Origin of the sequence: Demequina aurantiaca, from assembly GCF_050598105.1 — a bacterium.
Lineage (GTDB): Bacteria > Actinomycetota > Actinomycetes > Actinomycetales > Demequinaceae > Demequina > Demequina aurantiaca_A.
Genome location: NZ_CP192436.1, coordinates 1,097,874 through 1,122,997, shown reverse-complemented (window position 1 = coordinate 1,122,997; position 25,124 = coordinate 1,097,874). Strand labels below are relative to the sequence as shown.

The 25,124-nt window shown below is 66.3% G+C and carries 24 protein-coding genes and 2 tRNA genes; 14 read left to right on the top strand and 12 right to left on the bottom strand.

Annotated elements, in window-relative coordinates; genetic code table 11:
- Positions 1-73: 73 nt before the first annotated feature.
- A complete protein-coding gene (gene aceE / locus ACQU6B_RS05030) occupies positions 74-2,782 on the top strand; it encodes a pyruvate dehydrogenase (acetyl-transferring), homodimeric type (protein ID WP_430868953.1) in 2,709 nt (902 codons plus the stop codon).
- 79 nt (positions 2,783-2,861) lie between these two features.
- Here the strand turns inward: aceE and ACQU6B_RS05025 are convergent, their stop codons facing one another.
- Positions 2,862-4,004, bottom strand: coding sequence for a hypothetical protein (locus tag ACQU6B_RS05025; protein ID WP_430868952.1), 1,143 nt, complete (start codon positions 4,002-4,004; stop codon positions 2,862-2,864).
- A 262-nt stretch (positions 4,005-4,266) separates the two neighbouring features.
- Between ACQU6B_RS05025 and ACQU6B_RS05020 the strand changes: the two genes are divergently transcribed.
- From ACQU6B_RS05020 to ACQU6B_RS05000, 5 genes are all read left to right on the top strand, one after another.
- On the top strand, positions 4,267-5,436 hold the full coding sequence (locus tag ACQU6B_RS05020) for a PucR family transcriptional regulator (RefSeq protein WP_430868951.1): 1,170 nt from the start codon (positions 4,267-4,269) through the stop codon (positions 5,434-5,436).
- 90 nt (positions 5,437-5,526) lie between these two features.
- Complete coding sequence (locus ACQU6B_RS05015; RefSeq protein WP_430868950.1) at positions 5,527-6,441, top strand: ACP S-malonyltransferase; 915 nt, start codon at positions 5,527-5,529, stop codon at positions 6,439-6,441.
- A gap of 5 nt (positions 6,442-6,446) precedes the next feature.
- Entirely contained in the window at positions 6,447-7,436 is a 990-nt protein-coding gene (locus tag ACQU6B_RS05010; protein ID WP_430869211.1) for a beta-ketoacyl-ACP synthase III, read from the top strand.
- 96 nt (positions 7,437-7,532) lie between these two features.
- Positions 7,533-7,781: an acyl carrier protein gene (locus ACQU6B_RS05005; protein ID WP_430868949.1), complete on the top strand. Its 249-nt coding sequence runs from the start codon at positions 7,533-7,535 to the stop codon at positions 7,779-7,781.
- 55 nt (positions 7,782-7,836) lie between these two features.
- A complete protein-coding gene (locus ACQU6B_RS05000; RefSeq protein ID WP_430868948.1) occupies positions 7,837-9,075 on the top strand; it encodes a beta-ketoacyl-[acyl-carrier-protein] synthase family protein in 1,239 nt (412 codons plus the stop codon).
- Between the two features lie 88 nt (positions 9,076-9,163).
- Here the strand turns inward: ACQU6B_RS05000 and ACQU6B_RS04995 are convergent, their stop codons facing one another.
- Positions 9,164-9,661 carry a DUF3145 domain-containing protein gene (locus tag ACQU6B_RS04995; protein WP_430868947.1) on the bottom strand — a complete coding sequence of 166 codons (498 nt, stop codon included), beginning with the start codon at positions 9,659-9,661 and terminating at the stop codon, positions 9,164-9,166.
- Positions 9,662-9,837: 176 nt separating this feature from the next.
- Here ACQU6B_RS04995 and ACQU6B_RS04990 point away from each other — a divergent pair, with 176 nt between their 5' ends.
- Entirely contained in the window at positions 9,838-10,488 is a 651-nt protein-coding gene (locus ACQU6B_RS04990) for an NAD(P)H-hydrate epimerase (RefSeq protein WP_430868946.1), read from the top strand.
- 16 nt (positions 10,489-10,504) lie between these two features.
- Here ACQU6B_RS04990 and def read toward each other — a convergent pair whose 3' ends face one another.
- Positions 10,505-11,005, bottom strand: coding sequence for a peptide deformylase (gene def, locus ACQU6B_RS04985; protein ID WP_430868945.1), 501 nt, complete (start codon positions 11,003-11,005; stop codon positions 10,505-10,507).
- A gap of 101 nt (positions 11,006-11,106) precedes the next feature.
- Between def and ACQU6B_RS04980 the strand changes: the two genes are divergently transcribed.
- Entirely contained in the window at positions 11,107-11,976 is an 870-nt protein-coding gene (locus ACQU6B_RS04980) for an NAD(P)H-hydrate dehydratase (protein WP_430868944.1), read from the top strand.
- A 105-nt stretch (positions 11,977-12,081) separates the two neighbouring features.
- On the opposite strand, the gene glpK is transcribed toward ACQU6B_RS04980, so the two are convergent.
- The 3 genes from glpK to ACQU6B_RS04965 all read right to left on the bottom strand — a co-directional run bounded on the left by glpK (position 12,082) and on the right by ACQU6B_RS04965 (position 16,205).
- A complete protein-coding gene (gene glpK / locus ACQU6B_RS04975) occupies positions 12,082-13,596 on the bottom strand; it encodes a glycerol kinase GlpK (RefSeq protein ID WP_430868943.1) in 1,515 nt (504 codons plus the stop codon).
- 52 nt (positions 13,597-13,648) lie between these two features.
- Positions 13,649-14,332, bottom strand: coding sequence for an MIP/aquaporin family protein (locus ACQU6B_RS04970; protein WP_430868942.1), 684 nt, complete (start codon positions 14,330-14,332; stop codon positions 13,649-13,651).
- 115 nt (positions 14,333-14,447) lie between these two features.
- Positions 14,448-16,205, bottom strand: coding sequence for a glycerol-3-phosphate dehydrogenase/oxidase (locus ACQU6B_RS04965; RefSeq protein WP_430868941.1), 1,758 nt, complete (start codon positions 16,203-16,205; stop codon positions 14,448-14,450).
- Positions 16,206-16,296: 91 nt separating this feature from the next.
- Between ACQU6B_RS04965 and ACQU6B_RS04960 the strand changes: the two genes are divergently transcribed.
- Positions 16,297-17,313, top strand: coding sequence for a sugar-binding transcriptional regulator (locus tag ACQU6B_RS04960; RefSeq protein ID WP_430868940.1), 1,017 nt, complete (start codon positions 16,297-16,299; stop codon positions 17,311-17,313).
- Positions 17,314-17,343: 30 nt separating this feature from the next.
- Here ACQU6B_RS04960 and ACQU6B_RS04955 read toward each other — a convergent pair whose 3' ends face one another.
- Together ACQU6B_RS04955 and ACQU6B_RS04950 are read right to left on the bottom strand one after the other, a co-directional pair.
- Positions 17,344-17,646 carry a DUF1905 domain-containing protein gene (locus ACQU6B_RS04955; protein WP_430868939.1) on the bottom strand — a complete coding sequence of 101 codons (303 nt, stop codon included), beginning with the start codon at positions 17,644-17,646 and terminating at the stop codon, positions 17,344-17,346.
- A gap of 45 nt (positions 17,647-17,691) precedes the next feature.
- A tRNA-Ile gene (locus tag ACQU6B_RS04950) sits at positions 17,692-17,765 on the bottom strand.
- A 107-nt stretch (positions 17,766-17,872) separates the two neighbouring features.
- On the opposite strand from ACQU6B_RS04950, the gene ACQU6B_RS04945 reads away from it, so the two are divergent.
- Both ACQU6B_RS04945 and ACQU6B_RS04940 read left to right on the top strand, forming a co-directional pair.
- Positions 17,873-17,945 (top strand) — tRNA-Asn (locus ACQU6B_RS04945).
- Between the two features lie 106 nt (positions 17,946-18,051).
- Entirely contained in the window at positions 18,052-18,585 is a 534-nt protein-coding gene (locus ACQU6B_RS04940) for a hypothetical protein (protein WP_430868938.1), read from the top strand.
- 53 nt (positions 18,586-18,638) lie between these two features.
- On the opposite strand, the gene dnaG is transcribed toward ACQU6B_RS04940, so the two are convergent.
- A complete protein-coding gene (dnaG, locus tag ACQU6B_RS04935; protein ID WP_430868937.1) occupies positions 18,639-20,693 on the bottom strand; it encodes a DNA primase in 2,055 nt (684 codons plus the stop codon).
- A gap of 166 nt (positions 20,694-20,859) precedes the next feature.
- Here dnaG and ACQU6B_RS04930 point away from each other — a divergent pair, with 166 nt between their 5' ends.
- Genes ACQU6B_RS04930 through ACQU6B_RS04920 form a run of 3 tightly spaced genes read left to right on the top strand, consistent with a single transcriptional unit; the run spans position 20,860 to position 22,166 of the window.
- Positions 20,860-21,309 (top strand): DUF6941 family protein, encoded by a 450-nt coding sequence (locus ACQU6B_RS04930; RefSeq protein ID WP_430868936.1) that lies wholly within the window; start codon positions 20,860-20,862, stop codon positions 21,307-21,309.
- A 6-nt stretch (positions 21,310-21,315) separates the two neighbouring features.
- Positions 21,316-21,735: a hypothetical protein gene (locus ACQU6B_RS04925; RefSeq protein WP_430868935.1), complete on the top strand. Its 420-nt coding sequence runs from the start codon at positions 21,316-21,318 to the stop codon at positions 21,733-21,735.
- The gene (locus tag ACQU6B_RS04920; RefSeq protein WP_430868934.1) at positions 21,735-22,166 is read left to right on the top strand and encodes a hypothetical protein; all 432 of its coding nucleotides are present in this window, start codon (positions 21,735-21,737) and stop codon (positions 22,164-22,166) included. The genes ACQU6B_RS04925 and ACQU6B_RS04920 overlap by 1 nt, the downstream gene beginning before the upstream one ends.
- Here the strand turns inward: ACQU6B_RS04920 and ACQU6B_RS04915 are convergent.
- From ACQU6B_RS04915 to ACQU6B_RS04905, 3 genes are all read right to left on the bottom strand, one after another.
- Positions 22,163-23,419: a deoxyguanosinetriphosphate triphosphohydrolase gene (locus tag ACQU6B_RS04915; RefSeq protein ID WP_430868933.1), complete on the bottom strand. Its 1,257-nt coding sequence runs from the start codon at positions 23,417-23,419 to the stop codon at positions 22,163-22,165. The genes ACQU6B_RS04920 and ACQU6B_RS04915 overlap by 4 nt on opposite strands.
- A gap of 78 nt (positions 23,420-23,497) precedes the next feature.
- Positions 23,498-24,337: an SDR family oxidoreductase gene (locus ACQU6B_RS04910; RefSeq protein WP_430868932.1), complete on the bottom strand. Its 840-nt coding sequence runs from the start codon at positions 24,335-24,337 to the stop codon at positions 23,498-23,500.
- A complete protein-coding gene (locus ACQU6B_RS04905) occupies positions 24,334-25,110 on the bottom strand; it encodes an enoyl-CoA hydratase/isomerase family protein (RefSeq protein ID WP_430868931.1) in 777 nt (258 codons plus the stop codon). Before ACQU6B_RS04905 ends, ACQU6B_RS04910 begins: the two co-directional genes overlap by 4 nt.
- Positions 25,111-25,124: the final 14 nt, after the last annotated feature.

Sequence of the window (25,124 nt, the reverse complement as noted above, 5' to 3'; positions counted from 1 at the left end):
AAGAGGCGACACACCCGATACGCCCCCATTGACACTTTGGCGCACTATCCCGCGCCCGGCAGGAAGGCTCCCGGTGGCATCACACGGCGACGTTGACAAGGATCCGAACGAGACGAACGAGTGGCTTGAGTCGCTCGACGACATGATCGAAACGAACGGCGAGGGCCGAGCGGAATACATCCTGGACCAGCTGCTCGAGCGCGCCGCTCAGCGCCGGCTCAGCGTGCCGTTGAGTCTGAACACCCCCTACGTGAATACGATTCACTACGAGGACGAGCCCGAGTTCCCCGGTGACGAGGCCGTGGAGCGCCGCTATCGCGGCTGGATCCGCTGGAACGCCGCAGTCATGGTGACGCGCGCTCAGGCCGACGGCAAGGGCGTGGGCGGACACATCTCCTCATACGCCTCCGTCGCCACGCTGTACGAAGTTGGCCTCAACCACTTCTTCCGCGGCAAGGACCACCCAGGCGGTGGCGACCACATCTACTTCCAGGGCCACGCGGCCCCCGGCGTCTACGCACGCGCCTTCGTCGAAGGGCGTATGTCCGAGGAGGACCTCGACTCGTTCCGTCAGGAAAAGTCGGCAACGGGTCGTGGACTATCGTCCTACCCGCACCCGCGCCTCATGCCCGAGCTCTGGGAATTCCCCACCGTCTCCATGGGACTCGGCCCGGCATCGGCCATTTACCAGGCGTGGACCAACCGCTACCTCGAAGCACGCGGCATCAAGGACACCTCGGACCAGCAGGTCTGGGCCTACCTCGGTGACGGCGAAATGGACGAGCCCGAGAGCCGCGGAATGCTGCAGCTCGCAGCTAACCAGGGACTCGACAACCTCACCTTCGTGGTCAACTGCAACTTGCAGCGACTCGACGGCCCGGTGCGCGGTAACGGCAAGATCATCCAGGAGCTCGAGGCCTACTTCCGTGGGGCCGGCTGGAACGTGCTCAAGGTGGTGTGGGGTCGCAGCTGGGACCCGCTCCTCGAGCGCGATGAGGATGGCGCGCTCGTCAACCTCATGAACACCGTTCCCGACGGTGACTTCCAGACCTTCCGAGCCGAGTCCGGTGCGTTCATTCGCGACCAGTTCTTTGGCGGCGACCCGCGCGCTAAGGAACTCGTCAAGGACATGACTGACGACGAGATCTGGGCGCTCAAGCGCGGCGGTCACGACTACAGCAAGCTCTACGCGGCGTACGCAAAGTCGATGGAGAAGAACGGCAAGCCCACCGTGATCCTTGCCAAGACCATCAAGGGCTACGGTCTGGGGGCTAACTTCGCTGCGCGCAACTCGACGCACCAGATGAAGAAGCTCGCCACCGCAGACCTGAAGGTCCTGCGCGACACGTTCGAGATCCCGTTCACGGACGAGGAGCTAGAGGCGGACCCTTACAACCCGCCCTACTACCGCCCCGATCCCTCGGACCCGGCGATTCAGTACATGCTGGACCGTCGTAAGGAGCTCGGTGGATTCGTCCCCGAGCGTCGCGACCCCAACACGCAAATCACTCTTCCCGACGACAAGAACTACGAGCTTCTCGCCAAGGGTTCGGGCAAGCAGCAGGTCGCCACCACCATGGCGTTCGTGCGGCTGTTCAAGGACCTTGTCCGCGACAAGGAGTTCGGCAAGCGCATCGTGCCGATCATCCCCGACGAGGCCCGCACGTTCGGACTCGACGCGATCTTCCCGAGCGCGAAGATCTTCAACACGCAGGGTCAGAACTACCTGCCCGTTGACCGTGAGCTCATGCTGAGCTACAAGGAATCCGACTCCGGGCAGATCATGCACACCGGCATCAACGAGGCCGGTTCCGCGGCAGCGTTCCAGGCCGTCGGCACCTCGTATGCGACGCACGGCGAGCCGATGATTCCGTTCTACATCTTCTACTCGATGTTCGGCTTCCAGCGCACGGGCGACCAGTTCTGGGCAGCTGGCGACCAGCTCACGCGCGGCTTCATCATCGGCGCGACCGCCGGACGCACCACGCTGGCCGGCGAGGGCTTGCAGCACGGCGATGGGCACTCCCCCATCCTCGCTGCGACCAACACCGCGGTCGTGCAGTACGACCCCGCGTTCGGCTACGAGATCCGCCACATCGTCAAGGACGGCATCCAGCGGATGTACGGCAACGACGGTCGCGACCCCAACGTCATGTACTACCTCACGGTGTACAACGAGCCGATCTTCCAGCCCGCAGAGCCGGAGAACGTCGATGTCGAGGGCATCCTCAAGGGCATCTACAAGATCGCGGACGCCGCCGAGGGTGACGGGCCGCGCGTCCAGCTGCTCGCGTCGGGCGTGGGCGTTCCTTGGGCCCTCGAGGCACAGGAGCTCCTACTCGCCCACCACGGCGTGCGTGCGGACGTCTGGTCAGTGACGTCGTGGAACGAGCTTCGCCGCGACGCGCTGGCCGCCGACGAGGCGTCCTTCCTCCATCCCGAGAACGGTCCGCAGGTGCCGTACCTTACCCAGAAGTTCCAGGGCGTCGAGGGGCCGTTCATCGCGACCTCCGACTTCGACCACCTGATTCCCGACCAGATTCGCGCTTGGGTTCCGGGCGAGTACGCCACCCTGGGCGCCGACGGTTTCGGATTCTCCGACACCCGCGCAGCGGCGCGGCGGTTCTTCCACATCGACGGTCCGTCGATGGCGGTCAAGGCCCTGCAGTTGCTGGAGCGCAAGGGACAGGTCCAGGCGGGCACCACTGCCGCCGCGATCGAGCGCTACGAGCTCCACGACCCTGCTAAGGGCACGTCGGGCAACGCCGGCGGCGACGCGTAACGCGACTCGCTCCTTAACGAGGAAGGGCCCCGACTCCATCTGGAGTCGGGGCCCTTCCTCGTTTACGGCATGACCTGCGCTAGCGCTGTCCATCCCCGTCGCGCGGCGGTGCTGCCTCGGGCGGGGTGGGTTCTGGCGCCGGGGTGGGCTCAGGCGCCGCGGGGGCCGGTGAGTCGGTTGGCGGGGCCGTCGTAGAGCTCGGCTCGGGCGCCGGTGCTGGCGCTGTGCTCGCCTCTGGTGCCGGTGCAGGCGTCGACAATGGCGTTGGTGTCACACCCGGCGCTTGTGTTGGCGCTTGCGTCGGAGCTGGTGCTGGTGCTGGTGCTGGTGCTGGTGCTGGTGCTGGTGCTGGTGCTGGTGCCTCGCTACTCTCCGGAACCTCCTGAGGGACGATAGGCGCGCTCGTCGTGGTCGCGTCCACCGCCGTAGGGTCGGCCGGCGGGGTGGTGGCCTCGAGCCGCTCCGAGGTTCGGATCGAGCGACGCACGCCAATTCCCAGCGCCACAATGACGATGAACAGGATCCCGGCAAGGACCCAAACGCCGATCAGCAGCGGGGTTCCGAAGGCGCTCGCCGGCGGCACCGCGATGTAGGCGTCCGTCTCGCAGTCGCCGTCCGACGCGTTGACGCCCCCGTACACGTGATACGCGCCCGTCAGTTCAAGACCGCTCGCATCCTTGAGCTGGTCCTGAAGATCCTGAACATTCGCGGTCCCCGACAGTTCCTGGACACCCGAGAACTTCTCCAGGCTGCCGGTCCAGACTGGAATCTCGATGCCCACAATCACCAGGCCAGCCACGTTGGTGGGCGACGTGAATGGCGTGTCCGTGGTCGCCACCCACGGGACGTCGTCGATGAGCGCGGCTCTGAAGGGCGAGGTCGCCGAGGTGTTGGCTGGCCCTGTCTTCCCACTCAGCGACGAGCTCGCCTCGACGGTGCAACCCGAACTGATCGACCCGCCGCTCACGAACTCGGGGATTCCGGTCAGGGCGACGCCGCCGAACAGTGCGGCAAACACGACCACCACGACGAATCTCTTGCGAACCAAAGACACCCGCTGAGTCAGGGCGAAAGTGCAGATCAGCATGACGATGCCCACCACGCCGAACACCACGAGTCGATCCGGGGGAACGATCCCGAGCTGCCAGAGCAGCGCGACTATCACCACCCCAAAGAAGAATCCGAATATCGCACCTGTCACCGGCTTGGGCTGCGGCTTCATCGCCTACCTCCTTGTTTGAATCACTAACCTACAGATACGCGGGCGTTTGCGCTCTGCCTGCGACAAGAGCGCCCGAGAACCGCCGCAACGAGCCGCCGGCCGCCTCGCCATCACGAGGGGTCGAGATTGCTGTTCCCCACAGGGGCGAGTCGATGACGTGTCCAGGTTTGGGCTTTATGTCCGTATTTTTGACTCGAATTGCCCCCCATTCGGGGGGCGCGCCACTGTGGATATCAGACAAGTTCACAGTAAGATGTTCCCCATGGCAATCACTGACACTCGGCAAGAAACACTCAAACGACTGCGGAGCGGCACGGGCAAGCTATCTACTGCTGCCATCTCCAGCCTTGACTCCGAGTACGCCTGGTTTAGAGACCTGCCGGCGCAGGAGCGCTCGTGGGTCGGCACCGTCGCCCAGGCAGGCATCGATTCCTTTGTGCAGTGGTATGCCGACGTCTCTCGCAGTTACCGTGCCGCCAGCGAGGTGTTCTCCGCCGCTCCCCCCGAGCTGACCCGCTCCATCTCACTGCAGCACACCCTTGGGATCGTGCGCACCGTCGTCGAGGTCGTAGAGAAGCACTGCGACGAGTTCGCCGCCCCCGGCGGCGAGCGCGAGCTTCGCGAAGCCATCCTTCGCTACTCGCGAGAGATCGCCTTCAGCGCAGCCGAGGTCTATGCGCGCGCCGCGGAATCACGCGGCGCGTGGGACGCACGTATCGAGGCCCTCGTGGTGGACGCACTGGTCCGCGGCGAGGTTGACGACGATCTGCCAAGCCGCGCGGCCGCACTGGGCTGGAAGTCCGGACCGACGCTAGTCATGGTGGGACTCACCGACGGCACGCTCGGCGAGGTTCAGTCTGCGGAGCTCCGTCGCTCCATCCGCCGCGGAGCGTCAGGCGCGCTGGTGGGAATCCACGGCGACGACCTGGTCATCATTGCGCGCTCCGACGCCGACATGGACGAACTCACTCAACAGCTCATGTCCAACTTTGGTCCCGGCCCCGTGGTGATCGGACCCCCAGCGGTCACGCTGGTCGAGGTCGCCCGTGCCACCCGTGCCGCCTTTACCGGGGTCAGCGCCGCACCCGCGTGGGCGCTGTGCCCGCGCCCCGTCAAGGCCGACGACCTGCTTCCCGAGCGCGTCCTCGTGGGCGACTCTGTCGCGCGCGCCAAGCTAATCGCCGTGGCGTACGACCCGATTGTCAATGCCAGCGGCGCACTCGTCGACACCGTGGCTACCTACCTCGACTGCGGTCGCTCGCTCGAGCTCGCCTCGCGGCTCATGTTCGTCCACGCCAACACCGTTCGCTACCGCCTCAAGAAGGTCTCGGAGCTCACCGGGTGGAACGTCTTGTCCACTCGCGATGCCCATGTGCTCGAAACGGCGTTCGCGCTTGGTCGCCTGCGGGACTCCAATAGTGCGGCAATCTGACCCGCCTTTGTAGAACCCCTACAGTCTGATTAGTGCGAATCAGTGAGCACGGAGTCCACGTTTTCCTGATTCATAGTGCAGTCTAGAGACATGATTGCCGTTCTCTGCCCCGGCCAGGGCGCCCAGACACCTGGAATGCTCACCCCGTGGCTACAAATCCCCGGGATCGCCTCAACCCTCAAATCATTGTCGGAAGCCACAGAAGTCGACGTGGTGAAGCACGGCACGGAATCCGACGCGGAGACCATCCGCGACACGGCAGTGGCGCAACCGCTTCTTGTCGCGACCGCGCTCGCCACCGCCCGCGAACTGCTGGGCGACGCGCTGCCCGCAGTGACGGCCGGCCACAGTGTCGGCGAGTTTGCTGCCGCAGCTCTTTCCGGCGCGATCACCGATCACGAGGCCATGCGGCTGGTGACGGTGCGCGCCAACGCGATGGCGGCCGCTGCGGCAGCCGCCGAGCCCACGTCGATGGCAGCGGTACTCGGCGGTGACCCCGAGGACGTGCTCGCGGCACTCGCTGCACTGGGGCTCACACCCGCCAACATGAACGGCGGCGGCCAGGTTGTTGCGGCCGGAGCCAAGAGCGCGATCGAGGCGCTGGTCTCCTCGCCCCCTGCGCGAGCCCGCGTAATAGAGCTTCAGGTCGCTGGGGCCTTCCACACGGAGACCATGCAGCCGGCCGTCGCCGCCCTAGCCGACGCCGCATCGTCCGTGCGCCCCAACGATGTCGCGGAAGTGTTGCTGTCGAACGCCGACGGCGCCCGCGTATTCGACGGCGCCGAGGTACTTGGCCGCCTCGTGTCTCAGGTCGCCAACCCGGTACGCTGGGACCTATGCCAGCAATCGATGCTGGACCTTGGCGTCACCGCCATCATTGAGGTGGCGCCCGGCGGAGTCCTGACGGGCCTCGCCAAGCGTTCTATGAAGGGCATCCCCGCGGTTGCCCTCAAGTCGCCAGCCGACTTGGACGCTGCCCGCGAACTCTTGGAGGCACACGCGTGACCACGATGTCCATCAACCGAGGACCTGAGTTCTCGCGAATCCTAGGACTCGGCGTTTACCGCGGCGAGCAGGTAGTCCCCAACGAAGACATCATCGGGCCGATCGACTCGTCAGACGAGTGGATCCGCAAGATGACGGGCATCTCGACCCGAGTGCGGGCTAACCCGGAGACCTCCCTCGTCGACCTCGCAGAGCATGCTGCGCGCGAGGCAATCGCCAACGCCGGCATCGCCGCCGACGAGATCGATACGGTCATCCTGTCCACCATCACGTACCCGCACATGACTCCGGGTGGTGCGCCTGTCTTGGCCGACCGCCTCGGCATTCAGGCGGCCGCGTTCGACATCTCGGCAGCCTGCGCCGGGTACTGCTACGGCATCGGCCAGGCCGACGCGCTCGTTCGCGCAGGCTCCGCTCGCAACGTCCTCGTCATCGGCGCGGAGAAGATGAGTGACTTCATCAACCCGGCCGACCGCTCCATCTCCTACCTGCTTGGCGATGCCGCCGGCGCAGTCGTGATCGGCGCCTCGGACACCCCCGGCATCGGCCCCACGATCTGGGGCTCCGACGGTTCCGGGTCACACCTGATCCGCCAGACGTCATCGTGGATCGACGTGCGGGATGGCGAGGACGTAGCCTTCCCCACCCTCGTCCAGGAGGGACCGTCTGTCTTCAAGTGGGCATCGTTCAAGATGGCCCCCGTGGCGCGCGAGGCAATCGCCGCCGCCGGCCTCACGCCCGACGACATCGCCGCCTTCATTCCCCACCAGGCCAACGTTCGCATCATCGACCAGCTCGTGAAGCAGATCGGCCTGCCCGACCACGTCGCAGTAGCCAAGGACATCGTCGACTCCGGAAACACCTCGGCAGCCTCGATTCCACTGGCCACCGAGCGACTCTTCCGTGACGGCGAAGTTAAGTCCGGCGACCTCGCACTCCAGATCGGCTTCGGCGCGGGACTCGTGTACGCGGCGCAGGTCATCGCACTGCCATAATTGCTCGCTCGACCGACCAAGTCGACGCAAAAAATTTACAATCGTTCGATCACCGAACACGATGCGTCCGCATCACACCCACATAAGGAGATACGCATGGCACTGAACGAAAACGAGGTCCTCGCGGGACTTGCAGAGATCGTCGCCGAAGAGACCGGAATCGAAGCAGACCAGGTCCAGATGGACAAGTCGTTCACCGACGCTCTCGACATCGACTCGCTGTCGATGATGACCATCGTCACCCTCGCAGAAGAGAAGTTCGACGTCCGTATCCCCGACGAGGACGTCAAGGACCTCCTCACCGTTGGAGACGCCGTCAAGTACATCACCAAGGCACAGGCTTAACCAGCGCTTTTTGCGCTCTGCCCGTGCTGACTGACCTAAAACGGAGAATCACACCATGACGAATGTCGTAATCACCGGCCTTGGAGCCACCTCGCCTCTCGGCGGGGATGTAGCTACGACCTGGGAGAACGCTCTCGCCGGCAAGTCCGGCGTGCGTACGCTCGACAACGATTGGGCGGAGAAGTACGGCATGCCCGTGAACTTCGCCGCCAAACTCGTGGTGCCTCCGGCTGAGGTCCTCTCGCGGCCAGAAACCAAGCGCATGGATCCGTCCGCACAGATGGCTATCGTGGCGACGCGTGAAGCGTGGGCCGATGCGGGCTCGCCCGACATCGACGGCGAACGCCTTGCCACCGTAGTGTCTTCGGGCATCGGCGGGGTGTGGACAATGCTCGACTCGTGGGACACGGTGAGGGACAGGGGCGCATCGCGCGTCCTGCCCCTCTCCGTGCCCATGCTGATGCCCAACTCCCCCTCCGCGTACGTCTCGCTGGAACTGGGAGCCAAGGCCGGCGCACACGCCGTCGTCTCCGCCTGCGCGTCCGGCGCCGAGGCGATCGGAATGGCCTACGACATCATCCAGTCCGGGCGCGCCGATATGGTTGTCGCCGGCGGCACCGAGGCGGCCATTCACCCCCTGCCCATCTCTCAGTTCGCGGCCATGAAGGCGCTCTCCAAGCGCAACGACGACCCTGCAGGCGCGTCTCGCCCCTACGACGTGACCCGCGACGGCTTCGTGCTGGGCGAGGGCGCCGCCGTGATGGTCGTCGAGTCCGAGGAACACGCGAAGGCTCGTGGAGCACACATTTACGGTCGGCTCCTGGGCGTCGGCATGACGTCAGACGCCTATCACATTGCCGCCCCGGACCCCGAGGGCGCCGGTCAGACCCGCGCCATGAAACTGGGTCTCCAGGGTGCTGGCCTGACCGCCAGCGACATCGTCCACGTCAACGGACACGCGACCTCCACCCCCGTGGGCGACATGATCGAGGCCCGCGGCATCCGTAGCGTCCTGGGCTCTCACGCCGACAGCACGCTACTTAGCGCCACCAAGTCCATGACCGGCCACCTGCTCGGAGGTGCGGGCGCTTTGGAGTCGGTCTTCACGATTCTGGCTTTGGGCGACCGCAAGGCTCCCCCGACCATCAACGTGACGGAGCCGGAGCCGGAGCTGGCTCTAGACCTGGTGCGCGACGTCCCGCGCGACCTGCCCGCATCGGGCCAGCTCGCCGCGATCAACAACTCGTTCGGATTCGGCGGCCACAACGTGGCGCTGATCTTCGGAACCGCTTAACCCCAGCACACGCAAAAGAGGGAGTGCCACTTACCGTGGCACTCCCTCTTTTGCGTCTAGACGGCCCGGGGCCGCCCGCAATCCTGAACTAACCGACGCGGTGGAGCCAGCGCACGGGTGCGCCCTGTCCCGCGTAGCGGAAGGGCTCGAGCTCGTGGTCCCACGCCGCGCCCAGCGCGAGATCCATGGAACGCTTGAAGTCGGCGGCGGTCCCGCCGGCCTCGATGGCCGAACGGATGCGGTCTTCTGGCACCACAATGTTGCCGTGCACATCGGTGACGGCGTGAAAGATGCCTAACGAGGGCGTGTGCGACCAACGCCCACCGTCGCAGCCAAAGGAGGGGTCCTCGGTGACTTCGTAGCGGACGTGCTCCCAGCCGCGTAGCGCGGAGGCGACCTTCGCGCCGGTACCTTGCTGACCCTGCCACGCCACCTCGGCGCGGAAAAGGTTGTTGCCGGCGGGCTGATCCGTCCAGTCAAAGCTGGCGCGCGTGCCGAGCACGCTCTGCGCCGCCCACTCGATGTGAGGGCACATTGCGCGCGTTGCAGAGTGCACAAATAAAACACCACGGGTAATAGCAGCCATGACCCTTCCTTCCTGTTGAGGTGCGTCTTCCCCTACGACCTCTGAAGAAATGTCCGGCAAACCGGGTGTGTCTCTATATTGCCCCATCTTGAGCGGATGCGCCAGCGTGCACGCGCAGTATGGCTATCATCGCGGCACGAGGTGCGCCGTTTGGCGGTCCGTGCGAGAGTCAGATTATGGCTACTTCCGCTGCAGTAATGTCCACCGCCCAGATACGCGAAGCCGAGCGCGCCACCATGGAGTCCACGCCCGAGCCCGAGCTCATGGACCACGCGGCCGCCGCAGTGGCCGCCGAGGCGCGCGGCACCACCGAGGCGCGTACTCGACTCATGGGCAGGGCGAGGATCGTGATCCTCGCCGGCACGGGCAACAACGGCGGCGACGCTTTGCTCGCGGGCGCGTTGCTGTGCGACGACGGGGCGGACTGCGTAGCGGTGCTCATGGGCCCCACCGCCCACGAGCGCGGGCTCAAGCAGTTCACCGCTGCCGGCGGACGAGTGATTCATGCCGCTCGCGCGCTCGACGAGGCCCTCACCCTAGTACGGGAGGCCGATAGCGTCATCGACGGCATCGTGGGGCTCGGGGCGCGCGCGGGCTTGCGCGCTCCCGCCGATCAAATCGTCGCCGCTATAGCGTCGGAAGCGGCCGTCATCGCTGTCGACATCCCGAGCGGCCTCGAGGCCGACTCCAGTGAGGCGAAGCTACCGCACGTGCATGCGGGCGTCACCGTGACCTTCACCGCGCTCAAGCGATGCCTGGCAGCAACGCCAGCGAAGGCATCGGCGGGGCTTGTGGTGCTCGCAGACGTGGGCGTCGAACTCGACTAGCCCTCGGCGCCTTGGGTTACTTGGCCTCGTCCAGCGACTCGCGCAGCTCGCGCATCGCCCGCTTGCGGACATCCTTCTTGAGCCGGTCCAGGTAGAGGTGACCGTCCAGGTGGTCGACCTCGTGGTTGATGAGTCGCGCCCAGATCTCCTCGCCCTCTAGTATCACCGGCTTGCCGTCCAGGTCGATGCCCTCGGCTCGCGAGTACGCGGGCCGCTCGCACGGGTACCACAGGCCGGGCACGGAGAGGCAGCCCTCGTCCCCCAGCTCCTGAAGCTCCTCCGAGCGTTCGACGATCACGGGGTTGATGATGTAACCCATGTCGTCATCGATGTTCCAGGAGAACGCGCGCAGGTTGACGCCTATCTGGTTTGCGGCGAGTCCGGCCCGACCGTCGTAGTCGACGGTCTCGAGCAGGTCCTCGATCAGGGTCTTCACCCGCGCGTCGATGTCGGTGATGGGGTCGCACACGGTGCGCAGGACGGGGTCGCCGGTTACTCGGATCTCACGGAAGGCCATGGCACACATTCTTTCACGGTGTCGCGCTCGCTTCGTTCCCCGCGGCAGATATTGCGCGCAGCATCCTCTTAGGCCAGTCGCATTTGTGCGACGCTGAGGTCATGAACGACACCCTCGAGTTCTCCAGGTCCGACGTGCGGCGAGTATGGCCCGTGCCGGGCGCACACGACGATAAATACTCGCGCGGCGTACTCGGCATCGTGGCGGGGTCCGAGGCGTACCCGGGGGCGGCAGTACTCGTGGTCGGCTCGGCCATCAGGGCCGGGTCCGCCTTTGTTCGCTACGTTGGCCCGCGGCGCGCACAGGACCTCGTGCTGGCTCGCCACCCGGAGGCGGTGATGTACGCGTCGACGGACGCCGGTGAATCACTCCCCCGCTGTCAGGCCTGGGTCGTCGGCCCCGGGGTCGCGGACCACCCTGACCAGGACGCCGTCATTGGGTCGATCGCCGAGGCGGGCCTGCCGATGGTCGTCGACGCCGGCGCGCTCGTGCCGGTGGCCCGTGCCCGGGCGTCCGGTCAGTGCGCGGCGACCAGCGACCAGGTGCTCCTGACGCCGCATGCCAACGAGTTGGTCGCGACGCTGCGAGCCCTCGGCCACGACGTGGTCGCCGCCGACGTCACGCAAGACCGCGTGGGACATGCCCGACTGCTTGCCGAGGCAGCGAAGGCTACGGTCCTCCTCAAAGGCTCGCGCACCATCGTCGTGCAAACCGACGGCGTCGCGGTGTCGCTGCCCGCGGCGACGCCTTGGCTCGCCACCGCCGGCTCGGGGGACACTTTGGCGGGCATAGCGGGCGCCCTTCTGGCCGGCGGACTCAGTGCCGCCGATGCCGGGGCTAGCGCCTCCTGGGTCCACGCCAGGGCCGCAGAGCTGGCCTCGGGAGGCGGCCCCATCAGCGCCCTCGATGTGGCGGACATGATTCCGGCCGTGATCACTGCGTTGCTGGTTGATGGGCCCGGCCGAGGCTAGGCGCCGTAGAGCGCGCCCGGACCCGCTCGGACGCAAGAAGCGGCGGCGACCCTAGAAGGTCGCCGCCGCCCGCTCGCCAGCCGTCAGGCCGAGCTATCGATCAGGTCACTCGACGTCGTCGTCAACCCAGTCCATAGTCTTGGTGACAGCCTTCTTCCAGTTGCGCATCATGCGCGCGCGTTCGTCCTCGTCCATGGAGGGCGTCCAGCGCTTATCCTCGGCCCAGTTGTCGATGACGTCCTGCTCTCCGGACCAGAAGCCGACCGCGATGCCTGCTGCGTACGCAGCACCCAACGCTGTCGTCTCGGCTACCTTGGGGCGCACCACGTCGACGTTGAGGAGATCCGCCTGGAACTGCATCAACACCTCGTTGGCAACCATGCCGCCGTCAACCTTGAGTTCCGTCAGCGTCACGCCTGAATCGGCGCGCATTGCGTCCAGCACCTCGGCCGTCTGGAACGCCGTGGCCTCGAGCACCGCGCGAGCGATGTGTCCGGCCGTCACGTAACGCGTGAGGCCCACCAGAGCACCGCGCGCATCCGACCTCCAGTACGGAGCGAAGAGCCCCGAGAATGCCGGCACGAAGTAGGCGCCTCCGTTGTCTTCAACGGTGGCGGCAAGCGTCTCAATCTCCGGAGCAGACTTGATCATTCCGAGGTTGTCCCTCATCCACTGCACCAGCGAGCCCGTGACTGCGATCGACCCCTCCAGCGCATAGATCGCTGGCTTGTCGCCGATCTTGTAACCCACGGTGGTGAGCAGTCCGTTCTCGGACGGCACCACTTCCTCGCCCGTATTCATGAGCATGAAGTTGCCCGTGCCGTACGTGTTCTTGGCCATTCCCTTCTCAAAGCATGCCTGGCCGAAGGTCGCCGCCTGCTGGTCACCCAGGATGCCCGCGATGGGCACTCCCGGGAGCATGCCGCCGTGGCGGCCCTTTCCGTAGACCTCGGCGGAGGACCGAATCTCCGGCAACATGGACATCGGGATACCCATGTCCTTGGCGATCGACTCGTCCCAGGACAACGTCCGCAGGTCCATGATCATGGTTCGTGACGCGTTGGTGACGTCGGTGACGTGGATGCCGCCGTTGGTGCCGCCCGTCATGTTCCACAGCAGCCAGGTGTCAATCGTGCCCATGAGTAGGTCGCCGGCATCCGCCTTCTCGCGGGCCCCGTCGACGTTCTCGAGAATCCACATGACCTTGGGACCAGCGAAGTACGTCGCAAGTGGAAGACCCACCTTCGCCTTGTACTTATCCGGCCCGTCGTCCCCCGCGAGCTTGTCGATGATCTTCTGCGTGCGCGTGTCCTGCCACACGATCGCGTTGTAGACGGCCTTGCCTGTGGTCTTGTCCCACACGACGGCCGTCTCGCGCTGGTTGGTGATACCGACGGCGGCGAGGTTCTCGTGGGTGAGGTCGGCCTTGGTGAGGGCATTACCCACCACCTCGCGCACGTTCTGCCAGATCTCGTGCGGGTCGTGCTCGACCCATCCCGCCTTGGGGAAAATCTGCTCGTGCTCCTTCTGGCCACTCGAGACAATCTGTCCTGCCGAGTCAAAAACAATCGCCCTCGAACTCGTGGTTCCCTGGTCGATTGAGAGTACGTATTCAGTCATGGTGATCTCCAATCACTTCATTGTGCGGAGAGCGGCACGCGGCCGCTCTGGATTAGTAGACAGCGCTCGACAGCAAACCTGCTGCGATACCACCGAGGATCGGGCCGACAACCGGTACCCACGCGTAGGACCAGTCAGAGGAACCCTTGCCCTTGAACGGCATGATCGCGTGGATGATACGGGGACCGAGGTCGCGAGCGGGGTTGATGGCGTAGCCGGTCGGCCCACCGAGGCTCGCGCCGATTCCGACCACTAGTAGCGCCACGGCCAACGGTCCGATGTCCCCGGGCCAGTTGCCGAAGCTCAGCACCACAAACACGAGCACGAACGTGCCCAGGAACTCCGTAGCGAGGTTCCAGCCGTACGCGCGAATCGCGGGACCCGTCGAGAAGATGGCCAGCTTGGCGCCGGCGTCGTCTGTCTCGTCAAAGTGACGCTTGTACGCGACGTAGACCAGCACCGCACCGATCATGGCGCCGATCATCTGGGCGACAATATACGTCGCAAAGTTCGCGGGGTCGACGGGAATGCCCGGCGCGAACTCCGTCGATCCGGAGGCCCAGATTCCAAACGTCACGGCCGGGTTGATGTGAGCACCCGACGCGAATGACACGTAGACACCGGCGAAGACTGCGAGGCCCCAGCCGAAGTTGATCAGCAGCCAGCCGCCGTCAAAGCCCTTCGACTTGGTCAGCAGCACGTTGGCCACCACTCCTCCACCGAGGAGGATCAGCATTGCCGTTCCCATCAATTCTGAGAGGAAAATTTCTTGCACGATTCTGTCCTTTCGTTCACTTCATTGTGAGTAGTAGGCGACTTTCGTCGCCAAAATGCCCCGGGGAGGGCACATTTTATTCGGGGTGCTGTGCACCACCGGATTCGTCCAGGTCAACCATCGGCGCGATGTCAGAGGCGATCGATCGCGCATCAATCGCGCTCTGGTCGCTCTGCTCGCGCGCGGCTGCAGCATCGGCCTCGACGCGGGCGCGGTACGACTCGATCTCGCGCGCCACCCGTGCGTCGTCCCATCCCTGGACGTCCGCGATGATCTTGGCGATCTCCGGGGCCGCGGCCAGGCCCGAGTCGGACACCTCGTAAACCAAACGCGTGCGGTGCATCATCACGTCTTCCAGGTGGATGACCTGCTCGTGGGTCGCCGCGAAGTGAATCTCCGCGCGCAGGTACGCCGGGGCGTGCTCCACGGGCAGCGACAGGTCAGGCTGGGCCTCGATCGCGTCGAGAATCTCCGAGATTCCCGAGCCGTAGCGATGGATGAGGTGGTCGAAGGTCGCCCGGGTCCAGCCTTGGCTGGTGCTAATGGCCCGACCCTGCCGCTTGACGGCCTTGAGCCCCTCGGCGCCCCATAGGGGGATGCGGTCCGTGATCGACGGCAGCGCCTTCTGTTGCGAACCGAGCGCAAAGTCAATCGCGTCCTTGGCCATGACTCGGTAGGTTGTGAGCTTGCCGCCCGCGATCACCGTCATTCCCGGCGCAGGAGACGCGACAGTGTGCTCGCGCGACACCTTGGCCGACGAGGTGCCTTCCTTGGTGCCCGGCTGGAGGAGGGGACGCAGTCCCGCGTAGGTGCCGATCACGTCGTCGTGCGTGAGCGGCGTCGCCAAGACGGCATTCGCGTGCTCGAGGATGTAGTCGATGTCGGCGCGAGTGGCGACGGGGTGAGTGGGGTCGAAGTCGTACGGGGTGTCGGTGGTGCCGATGATCCAGTACCTCGACCAGGGGATGACAAAGAGCACCGACTTCTCGGTCTGCAGGATCAGCCCCACGTCGCCGCGGATGAGTTCGCGCGGGACCACGATGTGCACGCCCTTGGACGCAAGCACCTGGAGTCCTCCCTCGGACTGGGCGAGCGCCTCGGTCTCCTCGGTCCACACACCAGTCGCGTTCACCACGTGGCGGGCCTTGATCGTGTGCCGCGTTCCCGTCTCCAGGTCCTCGACGACCGCGCCAGTGACGGTGCCCACTGCGGAATGCGTGAGCGACACCACCTGAGTGCGGTTGGCCGCGAGCGCGCCGTAGGACGCCGCCGTTCGCACTACCGTCAGCACCAGCCGCGCGTCATCAACCGAGGCATCCCAGTAGCGGATCGCGCCGATGGCAGCATCGTGGCGCAGGTCCGGGAATTCCTTCTCCAACGCGTCGCGAGTGAGGTGATGGTGGATGGGCAGGGCGCGCCTGCGGCGGCCGTTGACCGAGGCCAGCGTGTCGTACAGCGCCACTCCGGCGCCCACGAACGCACGCTCCCACACTCGGTGCTCGAGCGGGTACAGGAAGGGCACGGGCTCAACCAGGTGAGGGGCCAGCTCGGCGATAAGCAGGTCGCGTTCTGTCAAAGCCTCACGCACCAGCGTGAAGTCGAGCATCTGGAGGTAGCGCAGACCACCGTGCACCAGCTTGGACGACCGCGACGATGTTCCCGACGCCCAGTCCTGGGCCTCGACGATTCCGGTCCGCAGTCCTCTGGTCGCCGCGTCGAGTGCTGCGCCGGCGCCGGTGATGCCGCCGCCGATGACGAGGACATCGAGGCCCTGCTCGTCACTCATCGCCTCGAGGGCGGCGATCCTGCTCTGCGGGGTCAGTCTGTTATTCATGGTGGCGTGCCTCCTTGTTATCCTTCATCGAAGCCCAGCGTGGACGGATGCGCAACCCGAGCGCACAAATGTGCATGGAAAGGAGCCGAAGATGGGAACTCGTGACATCGAGCCGATTCCGGGAATACAGGCGAGGGAAGACCTCATGCGTGAAGCCGCAGGCATGTATTACCTAGAAAACGACACTATGGAGGCGGTCGCCAGAAAACTTGGCCAGTCCCGCTCCTCGGTGTCGAGGCTGCTCAAAGAGGCCCGCGAGACGGGCATCGTGCGCATTCAAGTGAGGGACGTCGGAACCGCAAGCGACGTGGCGCAGGAACTCACCCGCCGCTTCCGGGTCCGCACTCACGTAGTCCGGGTGCGCGAGCCGATGGGCGACGCAGAGCGCCTCGACCGCGTCGCTCGTTTCGCCGCGACGGCACTGACTGACTGGTTCGAGGACGGCATGACGCTTGGCGTCGCGTGGGGAACCACCGTGTCCTCAATCATCACGCACCTCAAGGAGAAGCCGCTTGCGGGGGCGACGGTGGTGCAGCTCAACGGCTCCGTCTCCCCCAGCACCACCGGACTCGCGTTCGGCGCCGAGCAGATGAGCGCCATCGCACGCGCGTTCCACGCCGACATGATGCCGTTCCCTGTCCCAGCGTTCTTCGACTTCCCCCGCACCCGCGAAATGATGTGGCAGGAGCGCTCCGTGAAGGAAGTGCTCCAGCGCCAGGCACAGGCGGACATGGCGCTGTTCGGCATCGGGACCATCAACTCGCCCGTGCCCTCGCACGTCTACACGTCGGGCTACCTCGACGAGATCGACCGTCACACCCTCGCCCAGAACAACGTCGTGGGCGACGTGTGCACCGTGTTCCTACGCGGGGACGGATCCTGGCGCGACATCGCCATCAACTCACGCGCGAGCGGCCCCACCCCACACGAGATTGCGCGCATTCCGCGGCGCATCGCGGTGGTCGCGTCCCCCACCAAGGACACCGCACTTTTTGCCGCGCTCCGCGCCCGCACGATCACAGAATTGATCGTGGACTCGGGCACAGCACAGGCGCTGCTGAAGCTGAGCCGCACCCCGGCGGAAGTCCGTCGCGCCGAATCCGAATGACCGCCTCCGCGCAAGCGTGACCTCGAGTGGCTAGGTGAGAGTGACCAGCTCGAAGCGGCCCACGGTGCCCTCGTCGAGTTTCTCCGCGAGCCTCACGGCCTTCTTGACCGGCAGGATGAACCCGCCCATTTCCTGAGACGGGAAGATCGACGTCTCCCAGGTGGTGGCGCCTACCCGGACCCGCACCTTGACGGACCCGAAACCCGCACGCGGACCCGCCTGAGCATCGTCTATCTCGTCGGTCACGTTCTCCGGCAGTGTCACGAACATCCAGACCGACTGCTGGGCGGTCCATTGCCACAGTGGGGCTTCGAACTCGTACGTATTCGTCACCGTCCTGCCACCTTCCTCGAGCTCCGAGGCGTCACTCGGCACGGGTGGGCCAGGTGGGGCTTGAACCCACGACCGACGGATTATGAGTCCGCTGCTCTAACCAGCTGAGCTACTGGCCCGTGCACGCCATCATCGGCGAGCGGTAGGTAGTCTATCTGCGAGCGACGCTCATCACCGCCGTGTACGTAGTCCGCCTCCAAGTCATGTAAAGTTTGTGACTGCACAATCCCTCTTAGCTCAATTGGCAGAGCAGCCGACTGTTAATCGGCAGGTTATTGGTTCGAGTCCAATAGAGGGAGCAGTTTGCCCCGGCCCGCAGCCCCACCAGGTTGCGACGTCGGGGCTTTCGTGTACCCGGGCTGAGAGGTCAAATTTCAGGTCGGCGACTACGCCTAGACTCGAGAAATGTCCGCGGCCACTCCCCTTCCCGATGCGGCGCAAACCCCGTCTCCGACCGAGGCGTCCACGCCCTACCTGGTCTGGGCATCGGTAGCTGCGGGAGTCGCGATGTCCGTCGCGTGGCTGTTCTGGGGCGCGCAGGACACTTACCTCACGACCGTCTTCTACCCGACTCTGGCCTTCGTCGCCGCTTTCGTCGTGGCGCAGGTGCGGCGCGACAAGGATGCGGCTCGCGAGCTGGGCATCGTGTTGGTCGCCGTCATCGTCCTGATGATCTTCGGCGCGGTCGTCGTGCTGCCGCTGCCGTGGGCCGTCGTCACGATCGCCTTCCTGTTCGCCGGCGCGGCCTCGCGCAATCTCGCCCTGGTCATCCTTGGACTCGCGTCCGGCATCGGGGTGGCCCTCAACGCCTGGCCCTCGGCGTATGCCGATGCGGGCCCCGGCCTGAGCATCGGCGCCCTGAGCCCCGTCATCGGGGCGGCCGCGATCCTCGTGGCACGCGCCGTGGTGGCGCGGCGCGCAGCCACGCCCAGCGACTAGGCAGACCGGCAGATAGCACCACCGGCGCGAACACCCAGCGGTGCGGACCCGCGCTACTCCTCGCGGAGGCTACGGCGCTGCTGTTCCAGGCGAATCACGTCGGCGAAAGCCTCGCTCGCGGCCTCGGTGCCCTGCCCGGCCCGCTGCATGCGGCCACGAAGCTCCGCAATCTGCCGCGTGACGCTCAGGTCAGCCACCCTGGCGAGCACCGAGCGCACGTAGCGGAACGCCTCCTCGGGCTTGTCGTGCGGGAGGGGGGTTACCGCGATCTCGGAGACGGTCGGGGCCAGCATCGGGCCCACCTGTTCCGCGACCATCGCGACCCACTCGGAGACGGCCTGCGGCCCTCCGGCAGCGAGCACTCCGTCGAACACCGCGCGGTACTGAGGCACCGTGAACGCCTCGGACGTGAGCCCGTCGAAGACCTGGCGCACGTCGTCGTGGGCGACAATCGCATCGGGAAATTGCAGGATGACGCCGAGCGCGACGGCCTCGGAGCGCACCACCGGGTCGCGCGGGTTGGGTCGCGTGTACCCCTCGTGCACCCCAAACGCTCCCTGAGCCGACGCATGGTCGGCGTAGGGGTCCCCGCCGTCCTGGTCGGGGTCCGGCGGTGGCACGTCGTCAGGCGGGCCGCTAGTGCCGTTACGGGCGGCCGATGCCCCGGCCCCCTGGCCCGATCGCGACGCCTGAGTGCGTTGTTGCCCTCCCTGCGGTGCACGCGACTGCGCGGCGTGCGAGCGAGCCGAGGACTCGCGAGCCCTGCCCGCGTCCGTGACGGCCTTGCGCACCACCACCTCGTCCATGCCCAGCCACCCGGCCAGGCGGCGAGCGTATTCGGGCTGGATGGCGCGGTCGCGGATGCCGGCGACGACGGGCGCGGCGGCACGCAACGCGGCCACACGCCCCTCGGGGGTCTCGAGATTATTCGCCCCCAGCGCGGTCTTGATCACAAACTCGAAGAGCGGCACCCGCGCCTCCATGAGCGCGCGCACCCCCTCGTCGCCGCGCTGCTGGCGGATGTCGCACGGGTCCATGCCCTCCGCGTCCACGGCCACAAACGTCTGCGCGAGGAACTGCTGGTCGAGCGAGAACGACTTGAGGGCGGCGTTCTGGCCCGCCTCGTCGCCGTCGAACGTGAAGATCACCTTGGCACCCTTGGAGCCGACCTTCAGCTGCGCGCCGCCGGTGTCTCCCATGAGCCGGCGCACCACCTTGACGTGGTCCTCGCCAAACGCGGTGCCGCACGTCGCGACGGCGTTCATCACGCCGGCAAGGTGGCACGCCATGACGTCGGTGTAGCCCTCAACCACCACCACGGTGCGCTCGGAGCGGATCGCACCCTTGGCCAGGTCGAGCCCGTACAGGACGTTGCTCTTCTTGTAGAGAGCCGTCTCAGGGGTGTTGAGGTACTTGGGGCCCTGGTCGTCCTCGTAGAGCTTGCGCGCGCCAAAGCCGATGGGCTCGCCAGTCACGTCGCGGATAGGCCACACCAGGCGGCCCCTGAAACGGTCGTAGATGCCGCGCTGACCCTCGGATACCAGGCCCGATGCGCGCAGTTCCGGCTCCGTGAAGCCGTTGCTGCGCAGGTGCTCCAGGAGTGCGGACCACCCCTGCGGGGCGTAGCCAACGCCGAACGTCACTGCGGCTTCCTTGCCGAAGCCGCGGCCCACCAGGAAGTCGCGGGCCGTCTTGGCCTCGGGGGTGGCGAGCTGCGCGACGAAGAACTCAGCCGCTACCCGATGCGCGTCGAGCAGCCGCTTGCGCAGGCCCACCGTGCCCTCCTTGCGCGGACCGGTCCCGGACTCGTAGCGCAGGGTCACGTTCGAGCGTTCGGCCAGGTACTCGACGGCCTCGCCGAAGGGCAGCCCGTCCATCCGCATGACGAACTCGATGACGTCGCCGCCCTCGCCGCAGCCAAAGCAGTGCCAGCGGCCAGCCCCGGGACGCACGTGGAACGAGGGGCTGCGCTCGTCGTGGAACGGGCACAGGCCCTTCAGGGAGCCGACGCCAGCGGACTTCAGCGTGACGTGCTGGCCGATGATGTCCTCAATGGGCGCGCGCTCGCGAACAGTCGCGATGTCGTCCCGATTGATAGTCCCAGCCACGTGCCCACTCTAGTTGCGCGTGCGGCATTGGCCCACACGTCGCACCTGGCCGCGGCGCCCTCCCGCCCGGGCGAGGTGAGGGCTACTCGCTCAGCGAAATTTCGCTCGTCCTCAGACCGCATCTGCCTGGGTAGGCTAGGTGCATCATCAGCGAAAGGAAACCATCGTGAGAGTCGATGCATTCTTGGCGGACTCCGCCGAGGTCGTTCAGGGCAAGATCTACTCGCTGGGTGCGGGCTGGAACACCATCTACGTGCGCCAGTTCCCCGCGGCCCACCGTCGCCTGTCGGTCGCATCGACCGTGCACGTGCCGTTCACCGCGACCAACGCGAGCCACACCTTTGAGCTCAAGCTCCTCACTGAGGACGGCAAGGAATACCCGATTGGCGTCCGTCAGAACGCCGAGGGCAAGGCCGAGCCCGTGCGCGCCATGGGTGGCGAATTCACCCTGGGTCGCCCGCCGCACCTCGTCGACGGCGACGAGCAGGTCGCGTGCTTCGCCTTCACCGTCGATGGCATGCGCTTCCAGTCTCCCGGAATGTTCACGTGGGTCGTCTCTGTCGATGGCGAAGAGGCCACCCGACTGCCGATGCGCGTGCAGCAAGCCACCAGCTAGCTCCGCATGGGCTTTTTCGAGGGGTTCGTCTATCCCCTTGTGCTGGGATTCAGCGCCGTCCTGGCCCTCACGGGCCTGGTCACGCTGGTGTGGGTTCGAGCGCACCGCGTTCTCAAGTGGGTCGTCACCGCAGCGTATGTGGTGGCCCTGATTGAGGTGCTCGCGATCGCGAACGCGCTGCTGGGCGGCGGCATACCCGTGGTGATCACGCTGGGCTACATGCTCGCCGCGATCGCGCTGGTGCCGCTGCTGGGCATCGGGCGCCTCGGCGAACCCGACGCCGCCGCTGAGGACCCCGACCCCAACCGTCCGGTGCTCGCCCCCGATCAGATAGCCCGCGTCGACGGCGCCGTCGCGATCATCGTCGCGGTAGCGATGGCGGTAGTGGCGTGGCGCATCGACGTCATTTTCCACGGAGTCCAGTAGTGAACCCGGTGGCGCGCATCGCGCTGGTCGTCCTCTACGCGGTCCTCGGCCTCGCCGCCGCCGGTCGCTCCGTAGTCCAGATCACGACCAAGCTCTCCGATGCGCCGCTGGCGTACTCGATCTCCCTGCTGTCCGCGGTGCTCTACGCCGTCATCGCGATTGCGATCTGGCGCGGGGCCTACAAGCTCGCGCTCGTGGGCACCGCGGTGGAGCTCGCGGGTGTGCTCATTGTCGGCACGCTCGGCTACGTCGAGTCGAGCTGGTGGCCGGACGAGACCGTGTGGACCGGATTCGGGTCCGCGTACGGCTGGGTGCCGCTGGTGCTCCCCATTGCCGCGCTCGCGCTGCTACTTACCGGGCGCCACCGCACGGGCGACGATGCGTCGGTCCAGACCCCGAGGTCCCCCGCATCGGACGCACGCCAGAACTAGCCGCAATAGCGGTGGTGCCAGTCGTACGCCGACTTGTCGGTGAGTGACGCGACCTGGTCGACGGCGACGCGTAGTCGCGCGGCATCGTCCGCTGCATCTGCGTAAGAAGCCGCGAAGTGAGGCTCGAGGGCATCCGCGCCGCGCCGCGCCAACTCCGTCACCAACGCGATGAGGCGCTCGCGCTGCTGGCGGTAGGCGGGCTTCTTCTCGCGCGGGGCCATCAGAAAGTGCACGGCGATGCCCTTGAGGATCAGGATCTCGTTGGCGACGTCGGCCGGAATCACGAGCTGAGCGTTGTGGCGCGTCAGTGGTCCGTCTCCGTACTCGGCGCGCGTGGCCTCGGTGACGGTGCCTGCCAAGCGGCCGATGAGCTGGCTGGTCATGTCCTTCAGCGCCGCGAGGGCGCGATGCGAGCCGTTGTACTCGTCCATCCACCAGTCCTGGGCGCGCATGCGGTCCAGCGCCGCGGCCAGCTCGGCCTCGTCCCCGCGCCCGTACCATTTGCGCACGTGCGCGGCGACCTCGCGCGCCTGGCCCGGGTCCCGTAACACGCTGAGCGACACCGCGTTGTGAACCACCGAGTCCTCGACGTCGTGAACCGAGTAGGAGATGTCGTCCGCGAGGTCCATGACCTGCGCCTCGAAGCTAGTGTGGCGCTCCGGGGCATCGGCGCGGAGCCAGTCGAAGACCGGGCGATCGTCCTCGTAAACCCCGAACTTGCGGGTGGGACTGCCGTCCGGCCGCGTGGGGGTCGCGTTCTCGCGCCACGGGTACTTGACGGAGGCGTCGAGCGTCGCACGGGTGAGGTTGAGCCCCACGCTCTCCCCCGTGACCGGGTGCACGGACTTGGGCTCCAGCCTCGTCAAAAGTCGCAGCGTCTGGGCGTTGCCCTCAAAGCCGCCGATGTCCTTGGCTACCTCGTCGAGCGCGCGCTCCCCGTTGTGGCCGAAAGGCGGGTGGCCGAGGTCGTGGGCCAGGCACGCGGTGTCGACCACGTCCGGGTCGCACCCGAGCGACTTGCCGAGCTCGCGCCCCACCTGGGCGACCTCGAGGGTGTGGGTAAGGCGGGTGCGCACAAAGTCCCCGGAGCCCGCGCCGAGCACCTGCGTCTTAGCGCCAAGCCGGCGCAGCGCGGACGAGTGCACTATCCGGGCCCGGTCGCGCTCGAAGGGCGAGCGGGCGGCGCTCTTGGGGGGCTCCTCGACGTAGCGCTCGATGTCGCCGTCGCCGTAGCCCGCGGGTAGTGTGCTCACGTTCCGATGCTACTGGGCTTGGTGGCGTAGCCCGGCGTGCGCGCCGGGAGGTGGGTCGGTGTGGGGCTTCCGTGTGCCCTAGTCCAGGAAGATGTCAGGGAACAACGCGTGGTCGGGCGTGCCGGGTCTCGCGGCATAGTGAGAAAAGTCTCGGACTCCCGAGCCCTCCAGCACGTCCTCCACAATGAGACTCTGACCGGACATCTCGCGGGATCCAGTGGTCACCACCACGTACGCCGCATCCGCGTAGATCTCAGGGGTGCGGCTGGCCTGCATGATCCTGTCGCCGCCGAGCAGGTTCTGCACCGCGGCGGTGGCGATGGTAGTGCGCGGCCACAGCGTGTTGGCCGCGATGCCTTGTGGCTCGAATTCCGACGCCATCCCCAGGGTCACCATCGTCATACCAAACTTCGCGACCGTGTACGCCGTGTGCGCGCCCAGCCATTTTGCCGACGGGTTCAGGGGTGGTGACAACGACAAGATATGCGGATTCTCCGCCTTCGCGAGATGCGGCGCGGCTGCGCGCGACAGCATGAAGGTTCCCCGCACATTGACGTCCTGCATGAGGTCATACTTCTTCGCCTCAATAGCGCTCGACGGCGACAGGTCAATTGCGCTTGCGTTGTTAACCACGATGTCGATGCCACCGAAGGCCGCCACGGCCTGGTCGACTGCGCGCGAGATGTCGTCATCGTTGCGCACGTCGCCCACGACCGCCAGCGCGTTTCCCCCGCGGGCATTCACGGCATCGGCCGCAGTGTGGACGGTGCCCTCGAGCCGCGGATGAGGCTTGTCGGTCTTCGCGAGCAGAACCACGTTGGCGCCGTCCCCCGCGGCCCGCAGCGCGATGGCCAGGCCGATGCCCCGGCTGCCCCCGGAAATCAGCAGCGTCTTGCCGGAGAGGGAGCGAGAGCTCATAGTTTTCCGCCCCGGGCAGCGCTGGCCGCGACGAATGCCGCGATGCGCTTTTGGGCATCGGCGCTGTCGAAGGCAGCTCCGATGCTGCGGGCCTCGTCGGCGAGGCTGTCAGCAAAATCGCGCTGAGACGAGGCGTGCACCAGGCGTTTGGCCTCCCCCAAGGCACGGCTCGCGCCTTGGGCCCACTGCCCTGCGATTTCCATCGCCCGAGACTCGGGATCCTCCGCGACTTCCGCGACCATGCCCCACTGTTGGGCGGTCGCCGCGTCGAGCTCGCGGCGCGTGAGCAGCATTTCCAGGGCGCGGCGCTCACCCACCGCGCGCGTGAGTAATGTGCTGACGCCGAGGTCCGGCGTCAGGCCCACGTCGGAGTAGCTGCCCGTGACCCTGAGGTCTGGTCCCGCCACGACGTAGTCCGCGGCGAGCATCAGGCCGATGCCTCCGCCTGCCACGGCGCCACGCGTGGCAGCGATAACTGGAATTGATGAACCCCTTAGTGCGCCGATACCCTCGTGGATGACGTGAGCGGCATCGGTCACTTGCGAGCCGGACACCTCTTCACTGGCCATCGCCAGCAAATCACCGCCCACGCAAAACGCGGGCCCCTGGGCGCTGATGACGATCGCGGAGACATCGCCCGCGGAGGTGGCGGCGACGCAGGCGTCGCGATACTGCTGTCCCGCGTCGAAGTCGATGGCGTTCAACCTTGTGGGGTTCGCCAGCACTATGTGAGCAATGCCCTGATGGGTGGTGACCAGAATTTTTGGTGACACAAGCACTCCCTACG